Genomic DNA, 14,560 nt, shown 5'->3' with positions numbered 1-14,560 from the left:
CGCAACGAAAGGTGGCCGACCGAGTGATGAATCCGCAACAGGCGTTGGATCTGCCCGCAGTGAAGTCCCCCACGGCGGGAGCCGAGGACTTCGCCGAACCAGCACCCCTGGACTCGCACGGTCCCGCCCGCATCATCGCCATGGTCAACCAGAAGGGCGGGGTCGGGAAGACGACCTCGTCGATCAACTTGGGCGCCTCCCTGGCTGCGTACGGTCGCAAGATGCTCCTCGTCGACTTCGACCCGCAGGGCGCCCTGTCCGTGGGACTGGGCATCAACCCCTACGACCTCGACATCAGCGTCTACAACCTGCTCATGAATCCGCGGCTCGACCCGCACGAGGTCATCGTCGAGACCGACTTCGACAACATCGACGTCCTGCCCGCGAACATCGACCTCTCCGCGGCCGAGGTCCAGCTCGTCGGCGAGGTCGCCCGTGAACAGGTCCTCTCCCGGGCACTCGCGAAGGTCGCAGGCGAATACGACGTCATCCTCATCGACTGCCAGCCCTCACTCGGCCTGCTCACCGTCAACGCGCTCACCGCCGCCCACGGCGTCATCATCCCGCTCGAGACCGAGTTCTTCGCCTTGCGCGGCGTCGCCCTCCTCGTCGAGACGATCGAGAAGGTCCAGGACCGGCTCAATCCCTCGCTCGAGATCGACGGGATCCTCGCGACGATGTTCGACTCGCGGACCCTGCACTCGAAAGAGGTGATGACGCGCGTGTCCGAGGCCTTCGACGACAAGGTCTTCGACACCGTCATCAACCGCACCGTGAAGTTCCCCGACGCCTCCGTCGCCGCCGAACCGATCACGAGCTTCGCCCCCAAGCATCCCGGCTCCGAGGCGTACCGGCGCCTGGCCCGAGAGCTCATCGCCCGCGGAGGCGCGCCCTGAGCGAGGCTGCTGCCGAGGAGGCCGCGGAGCACGGCTTCCAGGTCGAGCTGGAGAACTTCTCCGGTCCCTTCGACCTCCTCCTCGGGCTCATCTCCAAGCGCCGCCTCGACATCACCGAGATCGCGCTCGCCGAGGTGACCGACGAGTTCATCGCGTACACGACGACGCTGGGGGATGAGGGAAGCGGGGCGAGCCTCGCCGAGATCTCCCAGTTCCTCCTCGTCGCAGCGACCCTCCTCGACCTCAAGACCGCGCGTCTCCTGCCCCATGAGGAGGGGGAGGAGGAGCTCGACCTCGAACTCCTCGAGGCCCGCGACCTCCTCTTCGCGAGGCTTCTGCAGTACAAGGCGTACAAGGCTGTGAGCGGGTTCCTCTCCGAGGCGATGACGGCCGGGTCGATCCGTGTGCCCCGTGCCGTCGGACTCGAGGAGGAGTTCCAGGACGTCCTCCCGCCGCTCGAGCTGAGCATCGGCCCCGGGGAGCTTGCCTCCCTCTTCGCGACCGTCCTCCAACGCGACCACACCCCGCCCACGGTCGCCGTCGACCACATCCACCTGCCGCTCGTCAGCGTCTCCGAACAGCGCGGGCACATCCTGGGGCTGCTGCGCTCCGGCGAGGTCGACTTCCAGGACCTCCTCGAGACCTCGGAGAACACGCTCGTCATCGTCGCCCGGTTCCTCGCCCTCCTCGAACTCTTCAAGGTCGGCCTCTGCGACTTCACACAGGACGAGCCGCTGGGCCAGCTCCTCATCACGCGGACCGAGACCCCCGAGGACGGCGTCGACCTCCGCACGGAGGGCACGTGGAGCGCCGAGGAGGACGAGGGCACCGCCTCGGCGGGGGAGAACGACGAGACGACCGCCTCGGCGGGGACAGACGACAAGGACGGCAGCGCATGATCGATGACGAGATCCTCGCAGGCATCGAAGCCGTGCTCATGGTCAGCGACGCCGCGGTCTCGACCGCGGAACTCGCCGCGGCCCTCGGCATCGACGAGGACACGGTGACCGAGGCGATCGCAGAGCTCTCCCGCGACTACGACGGCACCCCGGCCGGCTCCTCGGCGGACGACAGTCAGCCGGCCCGCCGACAGCGGGGCTTCGAGATCCGGGCTGTCGCCGGCGGCTTCCGCATCCACTCCCGCGGGGACTACCACGACGTCGTCAAGGACTTCCTCACGGCCGGGCAGAGCGCGAAGCTCTCCCAGGCCGCGCTCGAGACCCTCGCGGTCATCGCCTACCGACAGCCGATCTCTCGCCCCCGCATCGCCGCGATCCGCGGAGTCAGCGTCGACGGCGTCATCCGGACCCTGCTGCTGCGCGGACTCATCGTCGAAGCGGGGAAGGAGGCGACCACCTCGGCGCTGCTCTATGCCACGACGCACCAGTTCCTCGACGCACTCGGCATGGTCAGCCTCGACGAACTGCCCGACATCGCCCCATACCTGCCCGAGGACGCCGACGTCGAGGAGCTCGGAGCCGACGAGACCGAGGTCCTCGCCACAGTCGAGGACGGAATGTCACCAGACGACGATTGATTTGAGACAATGGTCCCCATGAGTCCCTACCGCGATCCCAGGGCGCCCGGCGGGCGCAGCAACCGTCCCAGCCGCAAGCAGCGCGCCAGCACGAAGAAGGCGCCCACCGGCACGGGTGAGACCTCGGACGCCCACGTCAGCGGGGGAGTGCGCCTGCAGAAGGTCCTCGCCGAGGCGGGACTGGGCTCACGTCGGGCCTGCGAGCAGCTCATCCTCGACGGCCGGGTCGAGGTCGACGGGAACATCGTCACCGAACTCGGCACCCGCATCGACCCCGAGACGCAGTCCGTCTACGTCGACACGCTGCGGATCTCCACGTCGACGCAGAAGGTCTACCTCGCTCTCAACAAGCCCGCGGGAGTCGTCTCGACGATGAAGGACCCCGAGGGCCGGAAGAACCTCGCCGACTACGTCGGCAACCGCGCGGAGCGGATCTTCCACGTCGGTCGCCTCGACACCGACACCGAGGGCCTCATCCTGCTCACGAACGACGGGGAGCTGGCCAACCGCCTCGCCCACCCGCGCTACGAGATCCCCAAGACCTACCTCGCGCAGGTCAAGGGCCAGCTCGCGAAGGACGCGAGCGCACGGCTGAAAGCCGGCATCGAACTCGACGACGGCATCGTGAAGGTCGACGAGTTCCGCCTCGTCGACTCCACCCCCGGCCGCTCCGTCGTCGAACTCACCCTCCACTCGGGACGCAACCGGGTCGTGCGCCGCCTGCTCGCAGCGATCGGCAACCCCGTCGAACGCCTCGTGCGCACCCAGTTCGGGCCGATCGCGCTCGCCGAGCAGCGGCAGGGCAAGATCCGTCCCCTGCGCTCGGACGAGATCGGCGAGCTCTTCGAGGCCGTCGACCTGTGAGAGTCCACATCATCGGCACCGGGCTGCTCGGTGCGAGCCTGGGCCTCGCGCTGACCGGGCGCGGGCACACGGTGACCCTCGAGGACACCTCGCCCACGGCCCAGCAGCTCGCCGCCGACCTCGGCGCGGGACGCCCGTACACCGCCGGTGAGCCGATCGACCCCGACATCGTCGTCGTCGGCACCCCGCCCGACGTCGCCGCCGCCGTCATCGCGCAGGCGCTGCGGGACTACCCGCAGGCGACGGTGACCGATGTCGCGAGCATCAAGACCCGTCTCCTCGAGACCGTCCGGGACCTCGTCACCGCTGATGAGCTCGACCGCTACATCGGCTGCCACCCGATGGCCGGGCGGGAGAAGTCGGGGGCGATCTCGGCCCGGCCCGACCTCTTCATCGCCCGCCCCTGGGTGATCTGCTCCGACGCCGACACCCCGACCCACCGCCTCCGCGAGGTCGAGGAGATGGCCGAGGCCACGGGCGCCTCGGTGACCCACCTCGATCCCGGCATCCACGATGCCGCGGTCGCGAAGGTCTCCCACGTCCCACAGGTCGTGTCCTCCCTCGTCGCCTCCCAGCTGCGCCATGCCCCCCTCGACGAGGTGGCCCTGGCCGGCCAGGGACTGCGCGACGTCACCCGCATCGCCGCCTCCGAACCGGGCCTGTGGACGCAGATCCTGGCCGGCAACGCCGAGGAGGTCAGGGCCGTCCTCGTGGCCCTGCGCACCGAACTCGACACGGTCATCGAGGCCCTCGAACTCGGACCCGGATCGACCGGGGCGATCGCACGGACGATCGCGCACGGCAATGAGGGGCACGACCGGATCCCCGGCAAGCACGGACAGGCCCCGACGGCATATGCTGTCGTCACGGTCCTCATCCCCGACACGCCGGGGACGCTGGCCTCCCTGTTCAAGGACATCGGGGACCTCGGCATCAACGTCGAGGACTTCCGCATGGACCACGCTCCCGGGCGCAGGCTCGGCATCGTCGACGTCTCGGTGATGCCGGCGAACGCGAGCGACCTCGAAACCGGACTGCAGTCACTGGGATGGCGGATCCCCGAATCCGCCATCGAGAAGGAAGGAACCACATGAGCGTCGTCGCCATCGACGGACCCAGCGGGGTCGGCAAGTCGAGCACTGCGAAGGAGGTCGCCCGTCGGCTCGGCTACGCGTACCTCGACACGGGTGCGATGTACCGGGCGATGGCGTGGCTGGCGCTCAGCCGCGGGGTCACCGATCCCGTCGACGTCCTCGAACAGGTCCGCGGCGCCGACCTCGAGATCTCCACCGACCCCGACGAGTTCTCCGTCTCCGTCGACGGCATCGACGTGACCGAAGAGATCCGCAGCGCCGAGGTCTCCGAGAACGTCCAGACCGTCTCCTCCGTCCCCGATGCCCGGGCCGAGCTCATCGAGCGGCAGCGCGAGATCATCGCGGCCGCCACCCCCGGCATCGTCGTCGAGGGCCGTGACATCACGACCGTCGTCGCCCCCGACGCGCCCGTGCGCATCCTCATGACCGCCCGCGACGACGTCCGTGTGGCCCGCCGGGCCAAGGAGGTCCACGGCAGTGCCGATGCCGAGGCGGTCGCCGCCACCGCGAACCTGGTCACCGGCCGTGACGCGAAGGATGCGGCCACGACGAGCTTCCTCACCGCCGCCGAGGGCGTCTTCACCCTCGACACGAGCGATCTGAACTTCGAGCAGGTCGTGGGGACCGTGCTCGACCTGGTGAAGGACGCAGAATGACCGACGAGGAATTCCACGAGACCCCCGACGAGGCGCTCGCCGAGCGCCTCGGGCAGATCAGCGACGAAGAGGCCGAGCAGCGGGCGACCGCGCTCGAGGCCGGACTCGAGAGCTACGAACTCGAGGACGAGGACCGGGCGCTGCTCGACACCCTCGGCTTCGAGATCGAAGAGGAGGAGGCCCACGGGGCCGATCCGGTCCTCGCGATCGTCGGCCGGCCCAACGTCGGCAAGTCCACCCTCGTCAACCGCATCCTCGGCCGCCGTGAAGCCGTCGTCGAAGATGTTCCCGGCGTCACCCGCGACCGAGTGAGCTACCGGGCGGAGTGGAACGGCAAGGACTTCACCCTCGTCGACACCGGCGGCTGGGACTCCGACTCGAAGGGCATGGCCTCGCGGATCGCGATCCAGTCCGAGGTCGCCGTCGACATGGCCGACACCGTCGTCCTCGTCGTCGACGCGACGACCGGGCCCACGGCCACCGACGAGATGGTCGTGAAGATGCTGCGGAAGAAGAAGAAACCAGTCATCCTCGCCGCGAACAAGGTCGACGACGAACGCGGCGAGCTCATGGCCGCCGAACTCTGGGGCCTCGGCCTCGGCCAGCCGTGGTCGGTCTCGGCCCTGCACGGGCGCGGCGTCGCCGACCTCCTCGACGAGGCGATCTCCGTCCTGCCCGAGGTCTCCGAGGTCGAGACCCGCATCGAGGAGGGCGGACCCCGCAGGGTCGCCCTCGTCGGCCGGCCCAACGTCGGCAAGTCCTCCCTGCTCAACAAGCTCGTCGGCTCCGAACGCGTGCTCGTCGACAATGTCGCCGGCACCACCCGTGATCCCGTCGACGAACTCATCGAGCTCGGCGGGAAGCAGTGGCGCTTCGTCGACACCGCCGGCATCCGCAGGCGCGCCCACCAGGCCAGCGGCGCGGACTTCTACGCCGCCCTGCGCACGCAGACGGCGCTCGAGCGCGCCGAGGTCGCCGTCGTCCTCCTCGAAGCGCAGGAACCCCTGAGCGAACAGGACGTGCGCATCGTCACCACCGCCGCCGAGGCGGGACGGGCCATCGTGCTCGCGTTCAACAAGTGGGACCTCCTCGACGAGGAACGCCGCTACTACCTCGAACGCGAGATCGAACGCGACCTCGCCCACGTCGCCTGGGCGCCGCGGGTGAACATCTCCGCGAAGACCGGCCGGCACGCGGAGAAGCTCGTGCCGGCGATGGAGACCGCGCTGGAGAACTGGGACAAGCGCATCCCCACCGGGCGTCTCAACGCGTTCCTCGGCGAACTCGTCGCCGCGAACCCGCACCCGGTGCGCGGAGGCAAGCAGCCGCGCATCCTCTTCGGCACGCAGGTCCAGTCCCGGCCGCCGAAGTTCGTGCTCTTCACCTCCGGATTCCTCGAACCAGGGTATCGTCGGTTCATCATCAGGCGTCTGCGCGAGACGTTCGGCTTCGAAGGAACGCCGATCGAGGTCTCGATGCGGATTCGGGAGAAGAGACGAGGTCGGTAGATGAGCGAAGGCGCTGAGCCGAAGGCAGCCCCACCATGGCATGCCCGGCCGCCTGCGAGAGCGCTCGCTGTCGTCCTCACCATCGCGGGCCTCGCCTACGCTCTGACCTTCTTCCGGGGACTCCAGGAGATCGTCGCCCCCGTCTTCCTCGCGCTCAACTTCTACATCGTCGTCTATCCTGTGCAGCGGCTCCTCACCAAGCGCGGGGTGCCCGGGGCGATCGGGGCGTGCGTGTCCGTCGTCCTCGTGCTGCTCATGATCCTCGCGTTCTTCGGGCTCACGGCGTGGTCGATCGCCGAACTCGTCATCCTCATCCCCAGCTACGGCAGCGAGCTCGTGGCGACGTACCACAGTCTCATGTCGATGCTCTCGGACCTCGGGGTGACCTCGAACCTGCTCGAGGCGCAGCTGCGGCAGTTCAACGTCCGGTCGATCCTCGATGCGATCACCCCGCTGCTGACGAACATCTCCCTCGGCGCGGGCCTGCTCACCACGGTGATCATGGCGGTCTTCTTCGTCGCGATGGACTCGATGGGCGTGGGCATGCGGATGGGGATGCTGCGGGACGCCAAGCCGTCGCTCGCGCAGGCCCTCGGCGGATTCGCCACCGGCGTGCGCCGCTACTGGGTGGTCGCGACGATCTTCGGTCTCATCGTCGCGATCCTCGACGTCGTGGCGCTCGCGATCATCGACGTCCCGCTCGTGTGGGTGTGGGGTGTGCTCGCGTTCCTCACCAACTACATCCCCAACATCGGCTTCGTCATCGGCCTCATCCCGCCGGCCCTGCTCGCCCTCGTCGACAGCGGCTGGCAGTCGGCGCTGTGGGTGATCGTCGCATACTGTGTGCTCAACTTCGTCATCCAGGCGATCATCCAGCCGAAGTTCACGGGAGAGTCCGTCGGGGTGACCCCGCTCGTCTCGTTCCTCTCGCTGCTCTTCTGGGTGTGGGTGCTCGGATGGCTCGGTGCCCTGCTCGCGCTGCCCGCGACCCTGCTCGTCAAGGCGCTCCTCGTCGACGCCGACCCGAAGGCGCGGTGGGTCAACATCCTGCTCGCCTCCGACCCCAAGACGGCCCACACCCCCGTCCACTGACCCGGCGCACTGACTTGGGTTTCCGGTCGGCCGCCTCGGCGACATTCTGTCGATCCACGCGGGGCCGGATTTCCGCGTCGCGGGCGGCGCTGATTTCGTGCCTGGCGTGGATCGGCGGTGCGGCGGATCGTGGGGGCGTCGATTTCCGTGCTCCGCGTGGATCGGCACGGACGGATGCCGCTGTCGGCGTCGCTGACAATCGGCGGCACGCGTGACTACCATGGACTATGGCGACATTGCTGCAGATCCATCCCGAGAACCCCCAGCCCCGACTCATCACCAAGGCCGCTGAGGTCCTCCGCGACGGCGGACTCATCGCCTACCCCACGGACTCGTGCTACGCGCTCGGCTGCGCGCTCGAGAACAAAGAGGGCATCGAGCGCATCACCCGCATCCGCCAGCTCAACTCGAAGCACCACTTCACGCTCATGTGCCACGACTTCGCCCAGCTGGGCCAGTTCGTCATCGTCGACAACTCGGACTTCCGGGCGATCAAGTCGATGACGCCGGGTCCCTACACCTTCATCATGAAGGCGACGAAGGAGGTCCCGCGCCGGATGATGCACCCGAAGAAGCACTCGGTGGGCGCGCGCATCCCGCAGAACACCACGGCACTGGCCCTCGTCGAGGCGATGGGGGAGCCGATCCTCTCCTCGACACTCCTGCTGCCCGGCGATGAGGACCCGCTCACCGAGGCCGAGGACGTCATGGACCAGATCGGCCACGACGTCGACGTCGTCATCGAGTCGGGCACCCCGGGCGTCGTGCCCACCTCGGTCATCGACTTCACGGGCAAGTACCCGGAGGTCGCCCGCGTCGGCGCCGGTGACGTCTCCCGCTTCCTCGACGAGTAGGGTTCCTCGCCGAGGTGGCAGGACCGCCTCGGCGAACCGGGCACCGATCCTCAGGTGCTCTCGATGATGATCGCCCCGACCGGGCACGTGCGTTCGGCGAGTTCCAATCGGGCGGGGTCCCGGTCGTCGACGTCGTCGGTGACCACGGCGACACCGCGGGCCTCATCCATCCTGAACCAGCCGGGGGCGAGCCGTGCGCAGCTGCCCGAGCCGATGCAGATGGGCTCCTCGACGGTGACCTTCTCAGGATTCGACATCATGCTGCGCTCTCTGTGTGTCGGACGGTGAACTCCCGCCGCAGTGCGGCGAACTCTCGGGGCCTGCCGACGACGAGGGCGGCGACGGGACGTCCCCGGTGCCGGTAGTGGGCGATGAACGTTTCGGCCTCACCGTCGTCGAACTCGACGTCGAGGCAGTCGATGTCAGTTCCCGGCGGCACCTGACCCAACCACTGCACGAGCAGCCCGTGCTGATGCGACCAGAAGTAGGGGACAGGGTCGAACGGTTCGAGGTCGGCGACCTCCCCTTCGGCGAGGACGGTCCTCGCCGCTGCCGCACCGTGCTCGGCAGCCGTGTGCCAGTGACCGCCGGGCAGCCACGACCGTGTCCGGGGACTCCATCGTCGGGTGCAGTCGCCGGCGGCAAAGACATCGGCAACACCCGTGCGGCCGTAGGCATCGACGCTGATGCCGCCGAGGCGGGAGGTCTCGTCGACGAGGTCGGTGACGGTCGGGCACCACCGATCGTTGGGGACGATGCCCGTGCCGACGAGCACGGCGTCGCCGCTCAGATGCGTGCCGTCGCCGAGCATGTCGTCGACACCGGAGTCCGTCGAGCACAGGGCGACCGCACGACCGCCGAGGAAGCGCACCCCCTTGGCATGGTGACGTTCCGCCATGCGCTCGGCGGCAGCATGACCGACCGCGGCGGCGAGCGGCCTGGCGCTGCGGTCGACGATGACGACCTCGCAGCCGAGGGACGCCGCGGTCGAGGCGACCTCGCAGCCGACGAAGCCTGCACCGACGACGATGAGCCGTCGCAGCCCGGGAAGCTGACTGCGCAGGGCGCGGGCGTCGGGAAGATCGCGCAGCACATGGATCCGGGGGTCGGTGAGGAGCCCCGGCACCGTGCGCCGGGCATGGGCCCCGGTGGCGATGACGAGACTGTCGTAGCCGATCGCACTGCTGTCTGAGAGCTCGACGCGATGCGCCTGCGGGTCAAGCGTCACAGCCCGGCGTCCGAGGACCATCTCGACCCCGGCGTCCTCGTAGCCTCCCGGCTGCAGCAGAGTGTCCTCCGCCGCGACTGCCCCGGAGAGGAACTCCTTCGACAGCAGGGTGCGGTCATAGGGCGCGGTGCGTTCGTCGCTGATCACCGTGACCTCTCCCGCCCGACCGGAGGCCGCCAGCACGGTCGCGCAGCGATGGGCGGCGACGCCGCCGCCGATGATGACGGTGCGCTGAGACCTCACAGTTCGATCACCACCTGTTCGCCGTCGACTCTAACCGGGTAGCGGCGGGCCCTGAACTTGGGGTCGGCGAGTGCCTCTCCGGTGGTGATGTCGAACTCCCAACCGTGCCACGCGCAGCGGACGATGCTGCCGTCGCGACCGTACTCGAAGTCCGTGCCCTGGGTCGGCATCGTGGTTCCGCAGATCGGGCCTTCGCACAGGGCGCCGCCCTTGTGCGGGCAGCCGTTGTGGAGGGCGTAGAACCGACCGGCGACGTTGAAGACGCCGATGCTGCGGCCCTCCACCTCGACGATCCGCCGCTGACCGGGCGCGAGCTCGTCGACGGTGCACACCGGATGACCGTCCCGCCTCGTCTCAGCCGGCGAGCTCATCGACGACCTCCTGTGCCGGCAGCCGGTACACCGACCGCGCATTGCCGTCGAGGACGGCCTCACGCCAGTCCTCGGGCAGTCGGATGAAGTTGGGATCGTCGAAGTCCCAGTGCGGGTAGTCGGAGGCGAACATGAGCATGTCCTGGGCGCCGATGTCGGCCAGCGCCGGCCACAGCGCCTGCGGGGAGTTCGGCACCTCGAGGGGCTGAGTGGTCAGCCGGATGTGGTCGCGGGCGTACTCACTGGGCAGGCGTCTGAGCCACGGCGTCTCCTTGCGCAGCGCGCGGAAGTCCTCATCGAGGCGCCAGAGGACCGGGGGCACCCAGGCGACGCCGCATTCGATGAGGATCAGCCTCGCATTGGGCCACTTCTCGAACACGCCGTGGGCGATCGTGCTGCCCAGGTGCGCCATCCCGGTCTCGCAGAGGAGGGCGTGGGTCTCCCAGAAGAACGTCGTGGGGCCGCACGCGATCGGCGTGGAGTTGAGACCGCCCTGCCCGCCGAGGTGGGCCGCGAACGGCAGATCGTACTCCGAACAGGCCTCCCAGATGGGGTGGAAGAAGGGATCGCCGTACGGCCGTTGGGAGCCGCTGGAGACGAGGACCTGGACGATGTCGGGATGGTCGCCGAGGCGCCGGATCTCGGCGGCGGCGAGCTGCGGGTTCTGCGGTGCGACGATGAGAGATCCCCGCAGACGCGGGTCGGCCGAGAGCCAGTTCTCGATCATCCAGTCGTTGTAGGCGCTGGCCAGCGCCTGGGCGTAGTACGGGTTGGCCAGCGTCGAGACCTCGATGCTCTCGTCGCCGGTGAGCACGGCATAGTCGATCGAGTACCGATCGAGCAGCTGCTCGGCCAAGAACGGCAGGTCGGCACCCGGGGTCACTCCGGACGGGGGCACGGCGTCGTAGCGCATGAAGCCCTCCGGGTGGAGCCACGGGCGATGCGCGTGGGGGAAGGCCCCGCGCGGCCCGGGGATCTCGCCTCGGTCGAGATACTCCCGGAAGGCAGGGTCGAGATAGTCGAGCAGAACCTCAGCCGAGGTCCAGCTGTTGTGGACGTCGCAGTCGATCACAGGATACTCCTTAATTGCCATATGGGCAACAATGGGTACATATGGCGATACCAGAGTGACATCCGCGGGAGGGGTCGTCAAGAGCGAATTCCGATCGGGTGCAGGCCGGGTGCGACCGCCGTTCCGTTCTGCCTGGTGGCGCCGATGCTACGATCTGGAGACCATGAGGAAACTGGAGACGGTGGATCGTGCGCTGCAGCTGCTGCAGGCCTTCAGCGACGACTCCCGCGAACTGACGGTCAGGGCGCTCGCGACGGCGCTCGATGTCCATCCGAGTTCGGTGTCGCGACTCGTGGGCACCCTGGCCGAGCGTGGCTTCCTCGAACGTGTGCCCGGCGGGGACGCCTGGCGTCTGGGACCCGAGCTCGTGCGACTCGGAACGATGGCTCGGGGCTCGGTCGATCTCATCACCGCGGCGCGATCGACGATGGACGCACTAGCGGGGGCCACGGGGGAGACCGTGGTGCTCTCGACCCTCGACCAGGGCGAGGCGGTCGACGTCGCGCAGGTCGACGGCCCCCACCTCATCTCCGCGCGCCAGTGGATCGGTCGACGCGCACCCCTCCACGCCTCCTCCGACGGCAAGGTGCTCATGGCCTTCGCCGAGGGCCGACCCGCCGAGCTCACCCGAGAGACCGACCGCACCCTGACCACGCGGAAGGAGCTCGACGCTGAGATCGCCGAGGTGCGCCGCCGGGGATGGGCGACAGCCGAGAGCGAGATGGAGCTCGGGCTCAGCGGTGTCGCGGCCCCTGTCCGCGATCATCTCGGGCGGTGCGTGGCGGCACTGAGCATCAGCGGGCCCGAGTATCGACTGTCCGCCGAGCGACTGGAGGCTGCCGCCGGCGATGTCGTGGCGGCCGCGGCGACGATCAGTGAGGCTCTGGGTCTGCGGCGTCCGTCCGGCCAGTGAGCAATCATTCGTTCAGGAGCGTTTCTGGGCTAGAGTGAGTCGTGGCCGCAGTGAGAGGTGCATCACGCACCCCGGTGTATCAACCACCCCGGCGGCCCCGAGCAACCCAGCACCTGACTCCCGGAGGGATCCCGCATGGCACGTACAGCAATCGTCACCGGAGGCGGACGCGGCATCGGCGCCGCGATCGCGAAGAAGCTCGCCGCCGAGGGCCATAGGGTCGCCGTCCTCGACATGGGTCCGACCGAGGACACCGTCGCAGCGATCACCGCCGCCGGGGGAGAGGCGATCGGTCTCGATGCCGACGTCTCCGACGAGACCTCGGTCAACGGTGCCGTCGCCGAGGTGGCCGACCGCCTCGGCGCGCCCACCGTGCTCATCAACAACGCCGGGATCCTCCGTGACAACCTGCTGTTCAAGATGACCTACGAGGAGTTCGAGAAGGTGCTCTCCGTCCACCTCGGCGGGGCGTTCCTCATGGCCAAGGCCGTCCAGGAGCACATGGTGGCCGAGAAGTTCGGGCGGATCGTCTCGATGTCCTCGACCTCGGCGCTGGGCAACCGCGGGCAGACGAACTACTCCGCGGCGAAGGCCGGCATCCAGGGGATGACGAAGACCTGGGCGATCGAACTCGGGAAGTTCGGGATCACGGCGAATGCGATCGCCCCCGGATTCATCGAGACCGACATGACGAAGGCGACGGCCGACCGCGTCGGCGTCGACTTCGAGGACTTCAAGAAGGCCGCGATCAGCCAGATCCCCGTCGGCCGGGCAGGACACCCCGAGGACATCGCGAACACCGCGGCGTTCCTCGTCTCCGAGGGCGCAGGCTTCGTCTCCGGGCAGGTCATCTACGTCGCCGGCGGCCCGAAGGAATGACTCCGGCCCCGGGCACTCAGACCGGACCCCGGCCCGAGCCGCACCCGCACCCACCAACGCCGAATCCCGTACCGCAGACACGTCCACGAAGGAGCCACACCATGGTCGACGCCGTCATCGTCTCCACCGCCCGCACCCCGATCGGACGGGCCTACCGCGGAGCATTCAACGACACCCAGGCCCAGGAGCTCGCCGGGCACGCGATCGCCCACGCCGTGGAGCGGGCCGGCGTCGAGGCCGGTGAGGTCGACGACGTCATAATCGGCTCGGCCCTCCAACAGGGCAGCCAGGGCACGAACATCGGCCGGCAGGCCGGTCTGCGGGCGGGACTGCCCGTCACCGTGGCCGGCATGTCCGTCGACCGGCAGTGCGCCTCGGGGCTCATGGCGATCGCGACCGCGGCGAAGCAGATCATCGTCGACGGGCAGCGAATCGCCGTCGGCGGCGGCGTAGAATCCGTCTCCCTCGTCCAGAACGAGCACATGAACACCTACCGGGCGAAGGATCCGTGGCTCGAGGAGAACGTGCCCGGCATCTACTATCCGATGCTCGCGACCGCCGAGGTCGTCGCCGAACGCTACGGGGTCTCCCGCGAGGACCAGGACGCCTACTCCCTCGAATCGCAGAAGCGCACCGCGGCCGCGCAGGCCGCCGGTCGCTTCGATGACGAGATCGTCCCGCTGACCTCGACGAAGGTCGTTCTCGACAAGGAGACGGGAGAGACCTCCAAGCAGGAGGTCACGCTGACGAAGGACGAGGGCAACCGCCCCGAGACGACGCTCGAGGGGCTTGCGAAGCTCAAGCCCGTCCTCGACCCCGGGGTCGCCTCGACGGTGCCCTCGGTCACCGCGGGCAACGCCTCCCAGCTCTCCGACGGCGCCTCGGCGTCCGTGCTCATGTCCGATGCCGAGGCGTCCCGGCGGGGACTGACCCCGCTCGGCATCTACCGCGGCATGGCCGTGGCCGGAGTCGCCCCCGACGAGATGGGCATCGGTCCCGTCTTCGCCGTGCCCAAGCTCCTCGACGCCCACGGGCTGACGATCGACGACATCGGCCTGTGGGAGCTCAACGAGGCCTTCGCCGTCCAGGCCCTGTACTGCCGTGACCGGCTCGGCATCGACCCCGACCGCTACAACGTCGACGGCGGCGGCATCTCCGTGGGCCACCCGTACGGGATGACCGGGGCCCGCCTCGTCGGCCACGCCCTCATCGAAGGCAGGCGCCGAGGTGTGAAGTACGTCGTCGTGACGATGTGCATCGGCGGCGGGCAGGGAGCCGCGGGACTCTTCGAAGTCGTCTGAGCCGAGCCGGGCCCGGCAGCCTGCGACCCGGTGCCGATTCGCTAGACTCGCT

16 protein-coding genes are annotated in these 14,560 nt (G+C 68.9%); 12 read left to right on the top strand and 4 right to left on the bottom strand.

Translation table 11 applies throughout. From position 1 onward, the window contains the following. Positions 1-26: 26 nt before the first annotated feature. The 9 genes from AAHA49_RS07795 to AAHA49_RS07755 all read left to right on the top strand — a co-directional run bounded on the left by AAHA49_RS07795 (position 27) and on the right by AAHA49_RS07755 (position 8,501). Positions 27-896 carry a ParA family protein gene (locus tag AAHA49_RS07795; protein WP_342037889.1) on the top strand — a complete coding sequence of 290 codons (870 nt, stop codon included), beginning with the start codon at positions 27-29 and terminating at the stop codon, positions 894-896. Continuing rightward, on the top strand, positions 893-1,795 hold the full coding sequence (locus tag AAHA49_RS07790; RefSeq protein ID WP_342037922.1) for a segregation and condensation protein A: 903 nt from the start codon (positions 893-895) through the stop codon (positions 1,793-1,795). The genes AAHA49_RS07795 and AAHA49_RS07790 overlap by 4 nt, the downstream gene beginning before the upstream one ends. After that, complete coding sequence (scpB, locus tag AAHA49_RS07785; RefSeq protein WP_342037888.1) at positions 1,792-2,433, top strand: SMC-Scp complex subunit ScpB; 642 nt, start codon at positions 1,792-1,794, stop codon at positions 2,431-2,433. Before AAHA49_RS07790 ends, scpB begins: the two co-directional genes overlap by 4 nt. A gap of 9 nt (positions 2,434-2,442) precedes the next feature. Next, complete coding sequence (locus tag AAHA49_RS07780; protein WP_425286508.1) at positions 2,443-3,297, top strand: pseudouridine synthase; 855 nt, start codon at positions 2,443-2,445, stop codon at positions 3,295-3,297. Further along, positions 3,294-4,391: a prephenate dehydrogenase gene (locus AAHA49_RS07775; protein ID WP_342037886.1), complete on the top strand. Its 1,098-nt coding sequence runs from the start codon at positions 3,294-3,296 to the stop codon at positions 4,389-4,391. The genes AAHA49_RS07780 and AAHA49_RS07775 overlap by 4 nt, the downstream gene beginning before the upstream one ends. Further along, positions 4,388-5,047, top strand: a complete 660-nt coding sequence (gene cmk, locus AAHA49_RS07770) for a (d)CMP kinase (protein ID WP_342037885.1) — start codon at positions 4,388-4,390, stop codon at positions 5,045-5,047. The genes AAHA49_RS07775 and cmk overlap by 4 nt, the downstream gene beginning before the upstream one ends. Next, entirely contained in the window at positions 5,044-6,555 is a 1,512-nt protein-coding gene (gene der, locus AAHA49_RS07765; RefSeq protein WP_342037884.1) for a ribosome biogenesis GTPase Der, read from the top strand. Before cmk ends, der begins: the two co-directional genes overlap by 4 nt. After that, positions 6,556-7,647 (top strand): AI-2E family transporter, encoded by a 1,092-nt coding sequence (locus tag AAHA49_RS07760; protein ID WP_342037883.1) that lies wholly within the window; start codon positions 6,556-6,558, stop codon positions 7,645-7,647. 227 nt (positions 7,648-7,874) lie between these two features. Further along, positions 7,875-8,501: an L-threonylcarbamoyladenylate synthase gene (locus tag AAHA49_RS07755; RefSeq protein ID WP_342037882.1), complete on the top strand. Its 627-nt coding sequence runs from the start codon at positions 7,875-7,877 to the stop codon at positions 8,499-8,501. A gap of 50 nt (positions 8,502-8,551) precedes the next feature. On the opposite strand, the gene AAHA49_RS07750 is transcribed toward AAHA49_RS07755, so the two are convergent. From AAHA49_RS07750 to AAHA49_RS07735, 4 genes are read right to left on the bottom strand one after another with little or no spacing between them, the layout of a single operon-like run. Then, positions 8,552-8,761: a ferredoxin gene (locus AAHA49_RS07750; protein ID WP_342037881.1), complete on the bottom strand. Its 210-nt coding sequence runs from the start codon at positions 8,759-8,761 to the stop codon at positions 8,552-8,554. Continuing rightward, entirely contained in the window at positions 8,758-9,972 is a 1,215-nt protein-coding gene (locus AAHA49_RS07745) for an NAD(P)/FAD-dependent oxidoreductase (RefSeq protein WP_342037880.1), read from the bottom strand. Before AAHA49_RS07745 ends, AAHA49_RS07750 begins: the two co-directional genes overlap by 4 nt. Then, positions 9,969-10,343, bottom strand: a complete 375-nt coding sequence (locus AAHA49_RS07740; RefSeq protein ID WP_342037879.1) for a Rieske (2Fe-2S) protein — start codon at positions 10,341-10,343, stop codon at positions 9,969-9,971. The genes AAHA49_RS07745 and AAHA49_RS07740 overlap by 4 nt, the downstream gene beginning before the upstream one ends. Beyond that, positions 10,327-11,415, bottom strand: coding sequence for an amidohydrolase family protein (locus AAHA49_RS07735; RefSeq protein WP_342037878.1), 1,089 nt, complete (start codon positions 11,413-11,415; stop codon positions 10,327-10,329). The genes AAHA49_RS07740 and AAHA49_RS07735 overlap by 17 nt, the downstream gene beginning before the upstream one ends. Before the next feature lie 163 nt (positions 11,416-11,578). Here AAHA49_RS07735 and AAHA49_RS07730 point away from each other — a divergent pair, with 163 nt between their 5' ends. The 3 genes from AAHA49_RS07730 (at position 11,579) to AAHA49_RS07720 (ending at position 14,508) form a co-directional block, all read left to right on the top strand. Further along, complete coding sequence (locus tag AAHA49_RS07730; protein ID WP_342037877.1) at positions 11,579-12,328, top strand: IclR family transcriptional regulator; 750 nt, start codon at positions 11,579-11,581, stop codon at positions 12,326-12,328. 135 nt (positions 12,329-12,463) lie between these two features. Beyond that, positions 12,464-13,207 carry an SDR family oxidoreductase gene (locus tag AAHA49_RS07725; protein WP_342037876.1) on the top strand — a complete coding sequence of 248 codons (744 nt, stop codon included), beginning with the start codon at positions 12,464-12,466 and terminating at the stop codon, positions 13,205-13,207. Positions 13,208-13,308: 101 nt separating this feature from the next. After that, positions 13,309-14,508 (top strand): acetyl-CoA C-acyltransferase, encoded by a 1,200-nt coding sequence (locus AAHA49_RS07720; RefSeq protein WP_342037875.1) that lies wholly within the window; start codon positions 13,309-13,311, stop codon positions 14,506-14,508. Positions 14,509-14,560: the final 52 nt, after the last annotated feature.

The organism is Brevibacterium ammoniilyticum (assembly GCF_038429965.1).
Taxonomy (GTDB): Bacteria; Actinomycetota; Actinomycetes; order Actinomycetales; family Brevibacteriaceae; genus Brevibacterium; species Brevibacterium ammoniilyticum.
This window is presented reverse-complemented; position numbering and strand designations above follow the sequence as displayed.

What these genes read in the sequence shown, in the direction of transcription:
- AAHA49_RS07795 (WP_342037889.1), top strand. Translation starts at nt 27, where the DNA reads ATGAATCCGCAACAGGCGTTGGATCTGCCCGCAGTGAAGTCCCCCACG.
- scpB (WP_342037888.1), top strand. Translation starts at nt 1,792, where the DNA reads ATGATCGATGACGAGATCCTCGCAGGCATCGAAGCCGTGCTCATGGTC.
- AAHA49_RS07780 (WP_425286508.1), top strand. Translation starts at nt 2,443, where the DNA reads ATGGTCCCCATGAGTCCCTACCGCGATCCCAGGGCGCCCGGCGGGCGC.
- cmk (WP_342037885.1), top strand. Translation starts at nt 4,388, where the DNA reads ATGAGCGTCGTCGCCATCGACGGACCCAGCGGGGTCGGCAAGTCGAGC.
- der (WP_342037884.1), top strand. Translation starts at nt 5,044, where the DNA reads ATGACCGACGAGGAATTCCACGAGACCCCCGACGAGGCGCTCGCCGAG.
- AAHA49_RS07760 (WP_342037883.1), top strand. Translation starts at nt 6,556, where the DNA reads ATGAGCGAAGGCGCTGAGCCGAAGGCAGCCCCACCATGGCATGCCCGG.
- AAHA49_RS07755 (WP_342037882.1), top strand. Translation starts at nt 7,875, where the DNA reads ATGGCGACATTGCTGCAGATCCATCCCGAGAACCCCCAGCCCCGACTC.
- AAHA49_RS07750 (WP_342037881.1), bottom strand. Translation starts at nt 8,761, where the DNA reads ATGATGTCGAATCCTGAGAAGGTCACCGTCGAGGAGCCCATCTGCATC.
- AAHA49_RS07740 (WP_342037879.1), bottom strand. Translation starts at nt 10,343, where the DNA reads ATGAGCTCGCCGGCTGAGACGAGGCGGGACGGTCATCCGGTGTGCACC.
- AAHA49_RS07730 (WP_342037877.1), top strand. Translation starts at nt 11,579, where the DNA reads ATGAGGAAACTGGAGACGGTGGATCGTGCGCTGCAGCTGCTGCAGGCC.
- AAHA49_RS07725 (WP_342037876.1), top strand. Translation starts at nt 12,464, where the DNA reads ATGGCACGTACAGCAATCGTCACCGGAGGCGGACGCGGCATCGGCGCC.
- AAHA49_RS07720 (WP_342037875.1), top strand. Translation starts at nt 13,309, where the DNA reads ATGGTCGACGCCGTCATCGTCTCCACCGCCCGCACCCCGATCGGACGG.